The sequence below is a fragment of the Vreelandella halophila genome (assembly GCF_019903425.1).
Lineage (GTDB): Bacteria > Pseudomonadota > Gammaproteobacteria > Pseudomonadales > Oleiphilaceae > Halospina > Halospina halophila.
The window spans coordinates 1,551,379-1,566,617 of record NZ_JACHUZ010000013.1 but is presented as its reverse complement, the minus strand read 5'-3'; the positions used below and the strand labels follow the sequence as shown (position 1 = coordinate 1,566,617).

The window sequence follows — 15,239 nt, the reverse complement described above, 5'->3', positions numbered from 1 at the left end:
ACCGTGGCCCATCAGCTACTGAACCGCTCTCGATTGCGTTCCCGCTCTTCCGGACTCTTGCGCAGCATCACGTAGACCGCCCCGGTGCCACCATGCTTTGGCTGCGCGGAGTGGAACGCCATGACGTCTTCCAGCTGAGGCAGCCACTGGTTGACGTAGCTCTTGATGGTGGCGATGCGGTCCGGATTACGCTCACCCTTGCCATGCTTGATCAGCGCCGAGCGCACGCCACGGCGCAGGCATTCGCGGATGAAGTTGAACACCTCCTGGCGTGCTTCATCCACGGTCATCCGGTGCAGGTCCAGCTGTGCTTCAATGGGGTACTGCCCCAGACGTACCTTTTTGAAAACGCCATGCTGGATGCCGTCCCGCTTGAAACTCAGCTCATCCTGGGGCCCCAACCAGGCTACATCCGTGGCGGTCAGCGGGTTACGGTCCCGGGTTTTCTCAAGCACGGCGGCCCGCTGGCGTTCCAGCTGCCCCGGGGTAACCTGACGCCCCCCATCGAGATCCGCGCGGTCCGGCTTGCGGATCGGCTCAACATCCCCCATGGCCTCGAGGAACTGAAGGCGTTCATCCTTCGTGGTCATAGCAGGCCCTCAACTGGATCAACTGGAGAAGGGTTCGTCGGTACTCTACCACCCGCCCTGAAAGCAGGGAAACGACGCCCATCGCGTTATTTTATGTCATGTGGGTACATGATCTGTTGAGGGATGAACGGGGGTCGACTAATTTGAACAGCACCCCCATGTGTTGCCACCACTGATACGGGCCCAGAGCCGATGGATGAGAACGAGCGCTATCACCTTTACCGGAAGCTGCGGTTTCTGATCACGGATGACTTCGAGAACTTCCGCAAGTCCATGCGTCAGATGCTGAGCAGCTTTGGCGCCGAGAAGATCGACATGGCGGCCAACGGCAACGAAACCATTGCCAAGTGCACCAAGGATCATTACGACGTACTGATCTGCGACTTCAATCTGGGCTCCGGCAAGACCGGCCAGCAGGTGCTGGAAGCACTGCGCCATCACAAGCTCCTGCGCCACACCTCACTGTTTGTGCTGGTGACGGCGGAGACCTCGCGGGAGATCGTGATGGGCGCTCGCGAATACCACCCCGACACCTACATCATCAAACCCATCACCCAGGCTGTACTGCAGAAACGCATGGATGCCCTGATGGCCCAGCGCCATGCCCTCTACCCCATCAACCATGCCCTCGACCAGGAGGACCTGCCGGAAGCCATCAGCCAGGCGGAACAGCTGCTGCAGACAAAAACCCGCTACCGCAACCGCGTCATGCAGATCCTCGGCGACCTCTACCTGCAGCGGGGCACCCCCGACCAGGCACGCGGCATCTATGAAGAGGTGCTGACAGGGCGAGAGCTGGCCTGGGCCCGCATGGGCATGGGCCGGGCTGCACTCGCCCGCAATGCTCTGGACGAGGCCATCAGCCACTTCGAGACGCTGATCGAGAGTAATCCCGACTACATTGAGGCCTACGATGCGCTGGCGGACGCCCTCCAACGCAAGGGCAACAGCCGCAGGGCCCAGGAGGTGGTGGAAAAGGCGGTTGAGATCTCGCCGCTGGCCATCCTGCGCCAGAAACAGCTCGCCGGCATCGCCGCCAGCAACCAGGATATGGATACGGCCGCTGACGCCTGGCGCGCCACCGTCAAGCTCAGCGACAACTCCATCCACGACAGCCCGGAAAACTACCTTGGCCTGGGCCGCACCCTGTCCGAGCTCAGCGACGGCAACACATCCAGCGAAGGCAAACAGCTCGCGGACGAGGCCCTCAAGGCGCTGCACAACATGGGGCGCCGCTTCAAGGACGATGAAACCGCAAAGACCCAGAAACAGCTGGTAGCCGCCCGGGTCTACGCCGGCCAGGGCCGGATGAACGAAAGCCGCAAGGCGCTTGAAAGCGTCAGTGATCAACTGGACCCGGAGACCATGACCCCGGAGCAGACCCTGGATTACGCCCGGGCCCTCTACACCCAGCAGGATGATGGTGCTGCCCAGCGGGTTCTCAACCGGCTCGCGGAACGCTGCCAGGATGATCCGGAGATCATCAAGGCCATTGAGGAACTGATGGATGAACCCGTCAGTTTCCACAAGAAGAACCAGGCCCGGGCACTCAACAAGGAAGGGATCAAGGCGTTTGAGAGCGGTGAGCTGGGTCAGGCCGCGGATTCATTCACTCAGGCACTGGAGCTGGTGCCCCAGCATCCGGCCCTGAACCTCAACCTGGTCCAGGTGCTGCTCAAGCACGCGGAGAAGGACGGAAAAAGTTCAGACCCAAGCATGCTCCGGCGCTGCGCGAGTTGCCTTGATCAGCTCAGCCATCTGCCGCCTCAGCACAAACAGTACAAACGCTACCAGTTCCTGAAAAAGAAAATTGCGGATCTCAAATCCGGGAGCAGTACATGAGCAATGAACTCGACTTTTCCACGGTGCTCGCCTCAACCGTCCACGACATGAAGAATTCCCTGGGGATGCTGCTGAATTCGCTGGACGAGGTGCGTGACTCGGTCGACAGTGAGGTGCGCGGCTCCCGCCCCTTCACCACCCTCGAATATGAAGCCCAGCGGGTGCACGGCGACCTGGTCCAGCTTCTGAGCCTCTATCGACTGTCCGAGGAAAAACTCTCGGCCGCCGTTGAGGAACAGATGGTTAACGAATTTCTCGATGAACAGCAGGCCCATCACTGGCGACTGCTGGAGGGGCTGGGGATCTCGCTTGAGGTTCACACCGAGGCGGACGCGGAGGAAGGCTACTTTGACCCACAACTCGTCAGTGGCGTCCTGACAAACGTCATCAATAACGCCATCCGCTACGCGCGCAGCCAGCTTCATCTGAACGCCCGTGCCGACGATGGCTGGCTGGTACTGAGCGTGGAAGACGACGGCCCGGGCTACCCGGAACACATGCTGGAGGTGGACTTCTCCGGCACCGAACGCATCGACTTCAGTACCGGCAGCACCAACCTGGGGCTCTACTTTGCGGAACGCATGGCCGGTATGCACACAGCCGGCGGCCGGCAGGGCTTCACCCGCCTGCGCAACGGCGGCGAGCTCGGCGGCAGTGTGTTCGAGCTCTGGCTGCCCTAGGCCCGCCTCCATGCGGCTTTCCTGTTCGTGATCCCTGCCTTTCTATCGGTTATGGACCCCGGACATATCCGGCAGCTCGTGGGCGATCCCTTTATGGCAGTCGATACAGGTAGCCTCATCCCCTGCCAGGGCGGTGGAGTGCGCTTCTGCCGCTCTGGGGCTCTGGCGGGTGAAGTCCATGGATTCGAACTCGTGACAATTGCGGCATTCCAGTGAGTCGTTCGCCTCCAGGCGGGCCCATTCGCGCTCCGCAAGCTCGCGGCGCTTAGCCTCGAACTTCTCGGGCGTATTGATGGTGCCGAAGAGCCAGCCCCAGACCTCCTTGGACGCTTCCATCTTGCGGGCAACCTTGTCCGTCCACTCATGAGGCACGTGGCAGTCCGAGCATGTGGCACGAACCCCTGAGCTGTTGTTGTAGTGGATGGTGCCCTTGAGTTCTTCAAAGACGTTGTCCCGCATCTCGTGGCAGGAGACGCAGAACTGCTCGGTGTTGGTGGCCTCCATGGCGGTATTGAATCCGCCCCAGAAGATGATCCCGGCAATGAATCCACCCAGCACCAATACCCCCAGGCTGATGGTCGCCGCAGGCCGCCACAGCAGGCGCCAGTAGTAGCACAACCATTGTTTCATTCCGCGCCTCCCTGGCCGTCACCTTCTTCGGCCAGCCGCCGCAGCACTTCATCCACCGTTTCAAAGCGGTTCTCCACCAGGGGGTCCACGTCCGTCTGCGGCACATGGCACTGGGTGCAAAAGTAACGGTCCGGTGAAACCGCCGCCAGCACCTGTTTGTTGCGGTCCATGAAGTGGGTAATGCTCACCATGGGGGCCCCGCTCTCAGGTGAGGCGCTGCGGCTGTGGCAGTCCAGGCACTGGTTGAAGCGTTTGTCCAGCTGGTAGCCCTCAATGCTGTGAGGGATCACCGGCGGCTGTTCCGGGTAATTGCGTTCCTCGCGCCCCTTGCGGTCGGTAACGCCGGCGATGGGCGGAGCCGCCGGCGTTGCGCTGTAGCCGGCGCCACGCAGGCCATCCGGCCTGGGCGCATCCGTCGTCTTCTCAGCCGCCACGCCCATGGCCAGAACGGTGAGCACCAGAAGGGTTACGGTCGTGATGAAGCTTTTCATGATGGGCCTCTCTGTTCCGGTGCCTTAAGCCAGGTTCACAAGTTCCAGGCGGACCGCGCATTTCTTGAAGTCGGTCTGCTTGGAGATGGGGTCCGTGGCGTCCAGCGTGACCTTGTTGATCAGCTTGCCCGCGTCAAAGAAGGGCACGAAAATCAGCCCCCTGGGCGGAGACACGCGCCCCCGCGTCTCGACCCGGGCGCGGACGGAACCCCGACGGCTGACCACACGCACCTCACTGCCACGACGCATGCCCTGTTCCCGTGCATCGTCGAAGTTCATGTACACCAGCGCATCCGGCACGGCCTGGTGCAGCTCCGGTACCCGGCGGGTCATGGAGCCGGTATGCCAGTGCTCGAGGACCCGGCCAGTACACAGCCACATGGGGTATTCCTCATCCGGGCTCTCGGCCGGCGGCTCATCAGGCACAGCGAAGATGCGGGCACGGTTGTCGTCATTGCCGTAGAATTGCCAGCCGGTGCCTTCCTCCACATAGGGGTCATAGCCCTCACGGTAGCGCCAGCGGGTCTCCTCGCCGTCAATCACCGGCCAGCGCAGGCCTCGCACCTCGTGATAGGTGTCAAAAGGCGCCAGGTCCTTACCCTTGCCCTCGCCGAAGTTCCGGTATTCCTCGAAGATGCCCTTCTGGATGTAGAACCCGAAATCCTCGGATTCATGGTTCGGGTAACCCTCGCGCATCTGGTCTGTGGGATAGGCATCCACGTTGCCGTTGGCAAACAGAATGTCGAACAGGGTTTTATCCCGCAGTTCCGGCGCCTTCTGGAGCTGTTCCTCGGACCAGACCTCGTCCACGCGGATGCGCTTTGAAAGCGCCACTGTCTGCCACAGATCCGAGCGGGCATCGCCCGGCGCCTTCACCAGCTGGTAGAAGAACTGGGTCCGGCGCTCGGAGTTGCCGAAGGCCCCCTCCTTCTCCACCCAGGAGGCGGTGGGCAGGATCAGGTCCGCGCACTGGGCTGACACCGTGGGGTACATGTCGGAGACAATGATGAAGGATTCCGGATTGCGCCATCCGGGATAGGTCTCCTGGGCCGAGTTCGGGCCCGCCTGGATATTGTTGGTGACCTGGGTCCAGTAAACCTTCAGGTTACCGTCGCGCAGCTGGCGGCTCTGCTCCACGGCATGGAAGCCGACCTTCGATGGAATGGTTCCTTCCGGCAGCTTCCAGATTTTCTCCGCCTTCTTACGGTGATCGGCGTTGGCCACCACCATGTCCGCCGGCAGCCGGTGGGCGAAGGTGCCAACCTCCCGCGCCGTGCCGCAGGCGGAGGGCTGGCCGGTCAGAGAAAAGGGGCTGTTGCCCGGTTCCGAGATCTTGCCCGTGAGAAGGTGCAGGTTGTAGATCAGGTTGTTCACCCAGACGCCCCGGGTGTGCTGGTTCACGCCCATGGTCCAAAAGGTCATGACCTTACGCTCGGGATCAGCGTAAAGCTGGGCCAGGCGCTCAAGCTGGCTTGCCCGCACCCCGGACTCACGGGCGGCGCGTTCGAGGGTGAATTCAATGACGTGCTCGCGGAACTCCTCGAAGCTCATGTCCGACCAGCTGTTGGGGTTGTCCGCGTTCTCGGCCTCCTGCTGGCGCGGATCCTCGGGCCGCAGCCCGTAACCAATATCGGTCACGTTGCGGGCGAACTTGGTGTGCTTATCCACGAAGTCCCGGTTAACGTTGCCCGACTGGATGATGTGGTTGGCGATGTAGTTGAGGATGACAATATCCGCGTTCGGATGCATGACCATGCCGTTGTCCGCCAGGTCGAAGGAGCGGTGCTCGAAGGTGGAGAGCACGGCAACCTCGGTGTCCGGGAACGACAGGCGCCGGTCCGTCACACGGGTCCAGAGCACCGGGTGCATCTCGGCCATGTTGGAACCCCAGACCACAAAGGCGTCCGCCTCCTCGATGTCGTCGTACACGCCCATGGGCTCATCGGACCCGAAGGTACGCATGAACCCACCCACGGCCGAGGCCATGCAGTGGCGGGCGTTGGGATCGATGTTGTTGGTGCGGAAGCCTGCCTTCATCAGCTTGGAGGCGGCATAGCCTTCCCAGATGGTCCACTGGCCGGAGCCGAACATGGCCACGCTGTCCGGGCCATGCTCGCGGATGGCCGTCTTGAACTTCTCGGCCATGACGTCCAGCGCTTCGTCCCAGGACACCGGCTCGAACTGGCCTTCCTTGTGGTACTGGCCATCACGCTTGCGCAGCATGGGCTGTTCCAGCCGGTCCTTCCCATAGAGGATCTTGGAGAGGAAGTAGCCCTTCACACAGTTGAGCCCCCGATTCACTTCGGACTGGTTGTCACCGTGGGTGGCCACGATCTGCCCTCCCCGGGTCCCAACCATGACGCTGCAGCCCACGCCACAGAAACGGCAGGCGGCCTTGTCCCATCGCAGGGAGGTCAGCTCCTGATTGGTGATCAGGTTACTGGCGCCGGCCGGGATGGCCATCCCGGCCGTAGCAGCGGCGGCCGCGGCGGCGTTGGCCTTGGCGAATTCCCGACGTGTCATGGTCATGGCTGGATTTCCTCCGGTTGATCCGCTTCGTGCGCGTTCAGGATTTCGTGGTAGATGAGATTGACGGTGAACACGCCGGGGCGCTCCCGGCAGGCATCCATCAGGTCAAGAATGGGCTGGCGGCCCTCGCTCTCGGTGATCAGCACCAGCTTGCCAGCCGGGTCTGTGCCGCGGACTTCCGCGTCCGGGCGGGCCTCGGCCCACTGGCTCAGAGCGTCCAGGGACTGCGGGGCCACCTGCAGGAGAAGGCTCGCGATATGGATCTCGTCTGTCATGGCAGGGCTCCCACTAGCCTGCAGGCGGGCCGGGCGGGCCCATCAGCTCCTGGAACATCCAGACGCCGAAGCCATAGCCGCCAACGACCATGAAGGTCACCAGTGGGAACAGAAAAACGATCAGGAAAAGGAAGAGCCCGATTTCGTGTTTTCTGCGGTCTTCTTCAGGCACCTGAGCCGGGTCCGTCATGAGCGCCTCTCTTATTATTGCCGCATCGTGATTCCATCTAATCACCACTGGCTATCACGGCCATTGCGAAAAATCAATATTTGGGAAGACGCTACACAAGGTTACGACGCAGCAGCAGTTTGACCAGTCGGATCTGGGGGGTATCGGTGGGGTAACTCTGCAGGTGCTGATCCCGGAAACGGATCAGGGTTTCCCGGTTGTGGATGAAATGGGGGTCAATGCCGGTCAGGCGCCGGATCACCCGACGCTCCCGGGGCGTGAGCCGGATCTGGTCGCCATGGACAAGCATGGTCAGTCTCCCGGTTTGCCGAAATCTGTTTGATAGAATAGATCGAGAGAGCTTGCAAGACCACTGGCGGCTTCCAGATAGAGGCTGCGCGACAGGTCGTAACGCAGCGCCATGCGGCTGACCGGCTGGAACAGGCCCACGCCGTAGCGCAGACTCAGCTTGTCCGTCAGATAGCCTGAGGCCACCACGCTGGCATCCTCGCCCTTCCCCTCGGTCTCAAGCTGCAGATCATCGATCCCCACACGCTCACCGATCTCGCGAGTCAACGGTGCTGTGCGGGCCAACCCGAGATTGATCGCCGCCCGCTCCATGGCATAGCTATCGCCCTCGCTTTCCAGTGGCCGACCCAGGGTCAGATAGGCCAGTGCCTGCTGCTGGCTCATTGGCGGCTCGGAGAAAATCTCGGAGCGCGCTTCGTCGGCAGGGCCTGTAATCCGTATTCCGGCCGTTACATCGTCCACGATCCGCACCGCCTCGATGTCCAGGAAGGGCCGGTCAATGGGCCCGGAGAACAGCAGTGTGGCGCGGCGGATACGCAGATCCTGCCCGTAGAGCTGATAGCGGCCGTTGCGCAGGTTGAGGTTGCCATTGGCCACCATGTCGTCGGCCAGGTTCAGGCGCCCTTCCAGGTTCCCGGTCACACCGAAACCATTGAAGTCCAAGCGTTCCTTTCCGATCCGCACGTCCAGATCCAGGGAGAGCGGGATGGGGCCGGCGTCAGGCTCCTCGCCCTCGACCACGGCGTCGCCGGACACGCCAACCGCGGATTCAGGGAGGGATTCAATCACCACGCTGCCAGAGGGAACCCGGACCTGGCCGGAGACACCAACACCCGCCTCTCCGTAACGCAACATCAGGTCCGGGAACACCGTCAGCTCCGCGTAAGGCGGCACACTCACCGGCAGCGATTCAGCCACCAGGGAAAGCTCCGCCCTCGGCCCATCGGCCCAGCTGGCCGTGCCTTCAACCCGGCCCCGGCCTTTCTCGCCACTGCGCCAGTCACCATTGATGCTGGCTTCCGTACCGCTGATGCGCGCCGTTGCCCCCAGTTCGGACAGGGGGAGCGGCAGCCGGGGGTCGCGGATCTCACCCTCTGACAGGTTGACTTCCCCTTGCATGGAAGGCGCGGCCACGGGCCCGCTGACATCCAGGCGACCCGCCAGCCGTCCTTCCACGGTGTCCAGATCCAGGAAGGGCTGGATCAGGGCCAGGTCCAACGCTTCAAGATTGAGCTGACCGTCCACTGGCATGCCCTCCTCGAGTGGCCTGAGCGCGGCATCCAGGTCAAGCTGCCCGATCTCCGGACCGGCGAGATCCGCGGTAACCCTCGTGCGTTCCGGGCCAAGATCCGCGGCAAGCCGCAACTGACTGTACTCAAACGGCAGCCACTGCCAGGCCTGACCGCCCCCCTGCTCGTCTACCTCGGCGTCCAGGTTGGCTGGATCCACTTCGCGGCGCAGCGCGACCTGACCGCTGCCGCCATCAATCCATGCCCGCCCACGCGGCCCCTGCTCATCCAGCTCCAGGGAGGCATGCGCATTAAGGGTTTCCTCCCAGCGGAACGTCGGAGGCAGGAACGGCCGGAAGGCCCGGGTTGGCAGATTGGCAATCCCCAGCCGCAGCGAAGGTGCGGGATTGAGTCGCTGGTCACCAGTGCAGAGACGGGCGCCGCCCCAGCGCCAGCAGTGGGCCTCGAGATGGGCCTCGCCATCCCGGGCAAGCGTTAACCGGGCAGGCGTCGCCATCAGCCAGTGCTGGCCAGGAAGCGCAATGCCACCGCCATTGAGCGTCGCCTGCCAGCCTTCACTGCTCCAGGCACCCGTCGCGCTCAGGCGCAGGCTCCCCTGGCGGTGTCGCAGGGAGAGACCCAATTCATGATCAGCCAGTGATCCCTCAAGGCGGAACTGGCCGGACTCCAACCGCTGTTCCCGGGCCTCCAGTTCCGAGAGATCCACACGGGCCCGGGCCGCACCGTCGTCGGCCAGATCCGCCTCGCCCTTCATCGTTCTGAGCTCAATACCATAGTCCCCGAGCTCCAGATCCTGCGCACTGAAAGACATTGTGCCCCTGGGCTCTCCGAGCAGGTAGCGGCCACTGGCGCGCCCCTTAAGCTGCCCTTCAAGGCCGGACCAGAACTGGGCCAGCACCGGCAGATTCCATTCCAGCTCCGCCTGCAGCTGATCCGTCTGGCGGACGGAGCCCCGGATTCCGTTGTCACCGAACTGCAGCTCCAATGCCGGGACTTCCCAGTGGTTCCCGTAGAGGCGAACCCCTGTGTTCAACCACAACGCCTGGCCGCGAAGGCTGCCCGCCAGTTCCAGCGATCCCCCCCCATCAGGGCCGTCATCCGTCATCCGGCCGTTACTTGTAAACCGGCCACTGAGAACGCCATCCAGTTCCGGTTGTCGCCGACCGGGGAGAAGATTCTCCAGCGCCAGGTCGGTACGCCACTCGACGCCCCCGGACCAGCCCACCTCCAGATTACCGGCGGCACGCCCCAGTGCACTGGCCAGGCCCAGCCCCTCAAGACGGGCCCGACCGAAATCGCCCTCAACCGGTGTCCGCAGCCAGAGGGGCCCTTCCCGGGTGAAGAGCTGGGCGTCCAGGTGCCCACTGTACTCACCGTCTTCCAGCGCAAAGTCCAGGTCGGCATCGCTCACAGCCACCGGCACCCCGGGCAGCTCCGGAACCAGCCGATGCCAGGGGAAATAGTGCCAGTCCAGCGCGCCACTGGCGGTGAGTCCATCAGTCCAGCTCACCCTGCCCCCATTGAGCACCAGCGAGCGCGGCCGGCCCTCGCCGTCCGAGACGGTGAGTTTCTCGATGCGTGCCTTCCCGGTGGTGGTATGCCCTTCCAGTGACACATCGAGCCCGGGCTCGGTGGCCAGTACCGCGTCCCCCTCCACCGACCAGCCTTCCTCCAGATCACCCCGGGCATCGAGCACCAGATCCGTCAGCGCGTAGCGGGATGGCAGATCCGGTGTTGCGGCGAAACGCTCGGCGGTCAGTCGGGCTTCGGCGGGAACGCCGGGCTCAAGGGGATTGACCCGGCCTTCAAGGCGCGCCTGCCAAGGGCGGCTCATACGGGCCATCACATCCAGCTTGGTGACCGTTCCGGCCAGCTTCCCCGTCAGATCCAGTTCTCCCGGGAAATCCGTGCCGGTGTCGTAAACCAGGTCCAGTGCCAGATCCACTGGCCAGTCCCCCCGCATTTCGAGGGAACCCTCCGCGCTGGCATCAAGCCCCTCCCGGATCACCCTCAGCGAATCCAGCTGGAGGGTGCCGCTGCTCAGTGTGGCACTGGACTCAATCGCCTCAATGACCAGCGTGTCGTTCCATGTAATCCGGCCCACATCCAGATCCGCGACGGATACGGACAGCGGCAGCCGAACGGCGGGCAGCTCAATGGCTTCGCCGGCGCTTTCCGACGCTTCGCCCTCGGGCAGGGATAGAGCCACCCGGCTGGCATGGAGCCGGTCCACGCAGAGTTCCAGTGTGAACAGGCACCCGGGCGACCAGGCAAATTCCGCGTTCTCCACCCGGGCCTGTGTTCCCTGGCCGTCGTCATAGACCACGCGCTCGGCACGCCAGGCACTGCCCAGCGAGCCTTCATAGCCCACCACTTCCAGGCCGGGAGCCTTCTGGAGGGCCCAGCGGCCACCGCTCTCGGTGAACAGAAGCCAGCCTGCCGCCGCCATCACGGCCAGCAGGACCACTACAGGCAACAGGATCACTGCCCAGAGAACACGGCGGCGCATCATCAGAGTTCCGGCCCCATGGAGAAGTGAAGGCGGAAGTTCTCGGGTTCATCCAGACCCCGGGCAATATCAAGACGGATTGGCCCCACTGGCGAGACCCAGCGGATGCCCACGCCCACACCGGTTTTCAGGGGTTCCCCCAGATCATCAAAGGCATTGCCCTCATCCACGAACGTCGCCAGGCGCCAGCTGTTCGACAGCGGGTACTGATACTCCACGCTGCCGGTGAGCAGGAAGCGCCCGCCGATATTGTCGCCGTCCTCGTCCGTCGGGCCCAGTGTCCGGTACCCGTAACCGCGCACGCTCTGGTCGCCACCGGCGAAGAAGCGCAGGAAAGGTGGTACCTGATCAAAGTCATTGGTTCCAATACCGCCGGCACGCACCCGGGTGAGGAAACGATGCCCGTTGCCCACAGTAATCAGGCCCCGGGCCGAGGCCACCAGGTGGATCACATCAATGTCGGAGAGCAGATCGCGCTGGCCGCCGGAACCCTCGATCTGGAAACGATACCCCCGCGAGGGATCAACCGGGGAGTCACGGTGGAGATAGCTGTAGCTCAGCCCTGGAAGGACCAGCACCGTGCGCTGTTCGCGATCATCACCCACGCGGAAGCGGGTCTCCTCGCGCCGCAGGGAAACCACCTGCTGCCACCCGGAATCCAGCTCGCTCTGCCACTGGGACCCCAGGCTGATCCGGCGGGAACGCGTGTCCTCGATGTCTTCATTCTGGTAAGAGCCGGTGAAGCGCAGTGAATCCGTCATGGGTGGATTGAGCGGCAGCTCATAGTAGACACCGGCATTCTGACGCGGCTGGGAAACCTCGAACTCCGCCCCGCGGCGATGACCCTGGGGATTCACGTAATGCTGATCCCAGGTCGCCCGCAGGCGGGGACCCACGTCGGTACTGAAACCAATACCCGTGCCCAGTGAGTGCCGTGTGCGTTCATCCACGGTCACATTCACCGGAATCGTGCCGTTCTCGGCGGCCCCCGGATCGGCGTCCACGAGCACCTCGTTGAAATAGCCCGCGCCTCTCAGGTCTTGGGTGAGCTCAATCACACGATCCGAATGATAGGGTGTTCCCGGCTCAAACCGCACAAAACGCTCAAGAAGATCCTGTTCAAAATAGCTGTCATCAGGGAACTGGGCTTCGCCCAGGCTGTACCGTTTGCCACTGTCATACAGCAGCCGGATTTCAGCTTCGTGTTCATCCGGTCGCACCCGCAATTCCCGGGTGACGAACTCGCCATCGAAGAAACCATGTGTCTGGGCACGCCCCCGCAGGAAGCGCTTAACCTGTTCATAGTGCCCATGATTCAGGACATCACCGACTTGGGGCCGCAACCGTTCCGGGACCTCGAAAGCCTCCAGATCGGCCCCCTCGCCACGAACCTCAATGCGCACACTGGTCAGGCGCACGGGCTCGCCCGGCGCAACCTCAAGACGCAGTACCGGCGGGTCCCCCTCCACCACCTGATAGCGGATATCGCCATCGTAGTACCCCAGTGCCCGGATGGCCTCTGCCGCACTGTCCCGGGCATGGGAGGCGAAACGTCGCAGCGATGCCGCGTTCCGGTTCCCGAGATCGCCCACGTGGGCACGGATGTTGGAGTGGAGGGCGTCGCTTTCCGGCTCAACAGTGATTTCAAGCTCCGCTGCACGGACGCCAGCCACGGCCAGGATCAACAGCGGGAGAAAGAGGAGCCGGAGAACTTTCGGGGTCATCATCAGCGCATGATATCAGCCCCGAAGCGCACAGCCACGGGCTCAGCGCAGTAAATTCATCAGCTCTGCCAGGCGGTCAGAAAACCGTTATAGACGGCGAAATAATGCAGGGCGCCCCCGGCCAGAACGAACAGGTGCCAGATGGCGTGATTGTAGGGAATACGGTTCAGGAGGTAGAAGACCACGCCAACCGTGTAGGAAAGCCCACCGGCAACAAGTAATGCCAGCTCGGTCACCCCCAGGATCGCAGGCAGCTCCGTGGCTGCCACGACCACCAGCCATCCCATCACCAGGAAAGTGCCCACCTCCAGCGCCTTATAGCGGTGGCCAAATACCAGCTTGAACACAATGCCAACCACGGCCAGCCCCCAGATAATAGCGAACAGGGTCCAGCCCAGGGTTCCACGCATGTTGACCAGCAGGAAGGGGGTGTAGGTACCGGCGATCAACAGGAAGATGGCGCAGTGGTCGAACATCTTGAAGGCCCGGCGCAGGGTGGGCCGGCGTGCACTGTGGTACAGGGTGGAGGCCAGAAAGAGAACGACCATGCTGACGCCGTAGACAGAAGCACTGGTGATGGACCATACGTCACCGTGAACGGCGGCCAGGACCACCAGAACAATGGTCCCGGCCAGCGCCAGCACCGCGCCCAGCCCATGGGTCAGGGCGTTCCAGACTTCTTCAACGGGATGGAAATCAACGTTGGTCATGGCCCGACAATACAGTGAACAAATGTGCACTGTAAAGGACGGGGCCACGTCTCCGGATTCAGTCGCGCGCAGTCACCCGCGCCTCAAGCTCATCCAGTGCCTCACCGGTGTACACCGCCAGCCGCTGCATACTCGGAAGGGTATCCCGGCAGCCGGTATAGCCGAAGTTGAGCGATCCGGCGTAGCTCAGGCAGGTGATGTTGAGCGCTCCGCCATGGGTTACCAGGGACACCGGATACATCGCCTCCATGCGTGCGCCCTCGTAGTAGAGGGGCTCACTCGGCCCGGGGACGTTGGATATGGTGACGTTGAACACCGGCCGCATACGCCCACCCAGCCCGGAAACCAGCTGCAGGATATAGGGCGACATCAGCATCATGGTGTACTGGTTCAGAACCTGCCGGGGCAGACTCTGGAGGTGTTCCTTGGCCTTCTGGGTGGACTGCTTGATCTGCTCCAGCCGCGCCATGGCATCCGGCTCATCGGTCGCCAGGCTGGCGATCATGAAACTGATCGCTGTCCCGGTGCCCTCGTCATCGGCAGGCCGCACATTGACCGGTATCCCCGCTGTCAACGGCTCTTCCGGAAGCGCATCCTGCTCCAGCAGGAAGCGGCGCAGGGCAGTGCCACAGATCTGCAGCACCACATCATTCAGCGACGCATCCGTCTTACGGCAGATGCTCTTGAGACGATCGAAATCATAAAGCTGGGTGGCGAAGCGGCGCTGGCCGGTAATGCGGTTATTGAGGATCGACTGCGGGCCCACGAAGGGCGCGGTCAGCTTGCTGTCCTTACGCCGCCACGCGGCACTGGCAAGACGCCCCACGGCTGCCGCCAGCTGCGGGGTCGAGCCGGCCTGGATGCGCAGTGCCTCAACCGCCTGCTCGAACGCACCCTGAACGGAGGTGACCCCCTGCCCGGCCTGGGAACGCCGTTGGCTGGGCTCAACCGCCCAGGGCGGTGGCATGTTGGTACGACCGGGATCCGTGGTCAGGATCTTCTGCATCAGGCGCACACCACTGATGCCATCGATCATGGAGTGGTGCATCTTGGTGTAGAGCGCAAACCGGTTGCCCTCAAGCCCCTCGATGATGTGGCACTCCCAGAGCGGGCGGTCGAAATCGAGCGGGTGTGAATGCAACCGCGATACCAGCACCCCCAGCTCACGCTCACTGCCGGGTTTCGGCAGGGCCGAATGGCGCACATGGTAGTCCAGGTCGAGTTGCTGGTCTTCAACCCAGGCCGGCACCAGGCTGCGCCCCAGGCGACTGCCACTGAACAGCTTGTACTTCCAGGGCGCCTGGATCTCACCGGCATTCTTCATGCGCTCAACCATGTCCCGCAGGAAGGTCTCCGGCGCTCCCTCCGGGAGCGAGAAGATCTGCATGGTGCCCACATGCATGGGGGTGTCTTCGGATTCGACCTTGAGCCAGGACGAGTCCAGCACACTCATTCGCTTCATTGGGAGCCTTCTCCTTGCATTAACACCGGGATGGTTGCATGAGCGAACGGGTATTCTACCTGAAACATT

The 15,239-nt window shown here is 62.9% G+C and carries 13 protein-coding genes; 2 read left to right on the top strand and 11 right to left on the bottom strand.

Translation table 11 applies throughout. The annotated features are described in order from the left end of the window. Window positions 1–11 precede the first annotated feature (11 nt). Window positions 12–590, bottom strand: coding sequence for a DNA endonuclease SmrA (smrA, locus tag H4I92_RS11515; protein ID WP_077530734.1), 579 nt, complete (start codon window positions 588–590; stop codon window positions 12–14). 192 nt (window positions 591–782) lie between these two features. Here smrA and H4I92_RS11510 point away from each other — a divergent pair, with 192 nt between their 5' ends. Both H4I92_RS11510 and H4I92_RS11505 read left to right on the top strand, forming a co-directional pair. Then, on the top strand, window positions 783–2,432 hold the full coding sequence (locus H4I92_RS11510; RefSeq protein WP_077530733.1) for a tetratricopeptide repeat-containing response regulator: 1,650 nt from the start codon (window positions 783–785) through the stop codon (window positions 2,430–2,432). Beyond that, window positions 2,429–3,112 carry a sensor histidine kinase gene (locus H4I92_RS11505; RefSeq protein WP_077530732.1) on the top strand — a complete coding sequence of 228 codons (684 nt, stop codon included), beginning with the start codon at window positions 2,429–2,431 and terminating at the stop codon, window positions 3,110–3,112. The genes H4I92_RS11510 and H4I92_RS11505 overlap by 4 nt, the downstream gene beginning before the upstream one ends. 42 nt (window positions 3,113–3,154) lie before the next feature. Here the strand turns inward: H4I92_RS11505 and H4I92_RS11500 are convergent, their stop codons facing one another. The 10 genes from H4I92_RS11500 to H4I92_RS11455 form a co-directional block, all read right to left on the bottom strand. Beyond that, entirely contained in the window at window positions 3,155–3,742 is a 588-nt protein-coding gene (locus H4I92_RS11500) for a NapC/NirT family cytochrome c (protein ID WP_077530731.1), read from the bottom strand. Further along, a complete protein-coding gene (locus tag H4I92_RS11495; protein WP_077530730.1) occupies window positions 3,739–4,233 on the bottom strand; it encodes a nitrate reductase cytochrome c-type subunit in 495 nt (164 codons plus the stop codon). The genes H4I92_RS11500 and H4I92_RS11495 overlap by 4 nt, the downstream gene beginning before the upstream one ends. 24 nt (window positions 4,234–4,257) lie before the next feature. Further along, the gene (napA, locus tag H4I92_RS11490) at window positions 4,258–6,762 is read right to left on the bottom strand and encodes a nitrate reductase catalytic subunit NapA (protein ID WP_077530729.1); all 2,505 of its coding nucleotides are present in this window, start codon (window positions 6,760–6,762) and stop codon (window positions 4,258–4,260) included. After that, window positions 6,759–7,037: a chaperone NapD gene (locus H4I92_RS11485; protein ID WP_077530728.1), complete on the bottom strand. Its 279-nt coding sequence runs from the start codon at window positions 7,035–7,037 to the stop codon at window positions 6,759–6,761. The genes napA and H4I92_RS11485 overlap by 4 nt, the downstream gene beginning before the upstream one ends. A gap of 13 nt (window positions 7,038–7,050) precedes the next feature. Next, window positions 7,051–7,227 (bottom strand): nitrate reductase, encoded by a 177-nt coding sequence (locus tag H4I92_RS11480; protein ID WP_077530727.1) that lies wholly within the window; start codon window positions 7,225–7,227, stop codon window positions 7,051–7,053. A 91-nt stretch (window positions 7,228–7,318) separates the two neighbouring features. Further along, a complete protein-coding gene (locus tag H4I92_RS11475; RefSeq protein WP_077530726.1) occupies window positions 7,319–7,516 on the bottom strand; it encodes a hypothetical protein in 198 nt (65 codons plus the stop codon). 2 nt (window positions 7,517–7,518) lie between these two features. Further along, entirely contained in the window at window positions 7,519–11,277 is a 3,759-nt protein-coding gene (locus tag H4I92_RS11470; RefSeq protein ID WP_077530725.1) for a translocation/assembly module TamB domain-containing protein, read from the bottom strand. Next, window positions 11,277–13,001, bottom strand: coding sequence for an autotransporter assembly complex protein TamA (locus tag H4I92_RS11465; protein ID WP_077530724.1), 1,725 nt, complete (start codon window positions 12,999–13,001; stop codon window positions 11,277–11,279). The genes H4I92_RS11470 and H4I92_RS11465 overlap by 1 nt, the downstream gene beginning before the upstream one ends. Window positions 13,002–13,057: 56 nt before the next feature. After that, a complete protein-coding gene (trhA, locus tag H4I92_RS11460; RefSeq protein WP_077530723.1) occupies window positions 13,058–13,708 on the bottom strand; it encodes a PAQR family membrane homeostasis protein TrhA in 651 nt (216 codons plus the stop codon). 58 nt (window positions 13,709–13,766) lie between these two features. Next, complete coding sequence (locus H4I92_RS11455) at window positions 13,767–15,170, bottom strand: WS/DGAT/MGAT family O-acyltransferase (protein WP_077530722.1); 1,404 nt, start codon at window positions 15,168–15,170, stop codon at window positions 13,767–13,769. Window positions 15,171–15,239 lie beyond the last annotated feature (69 nt).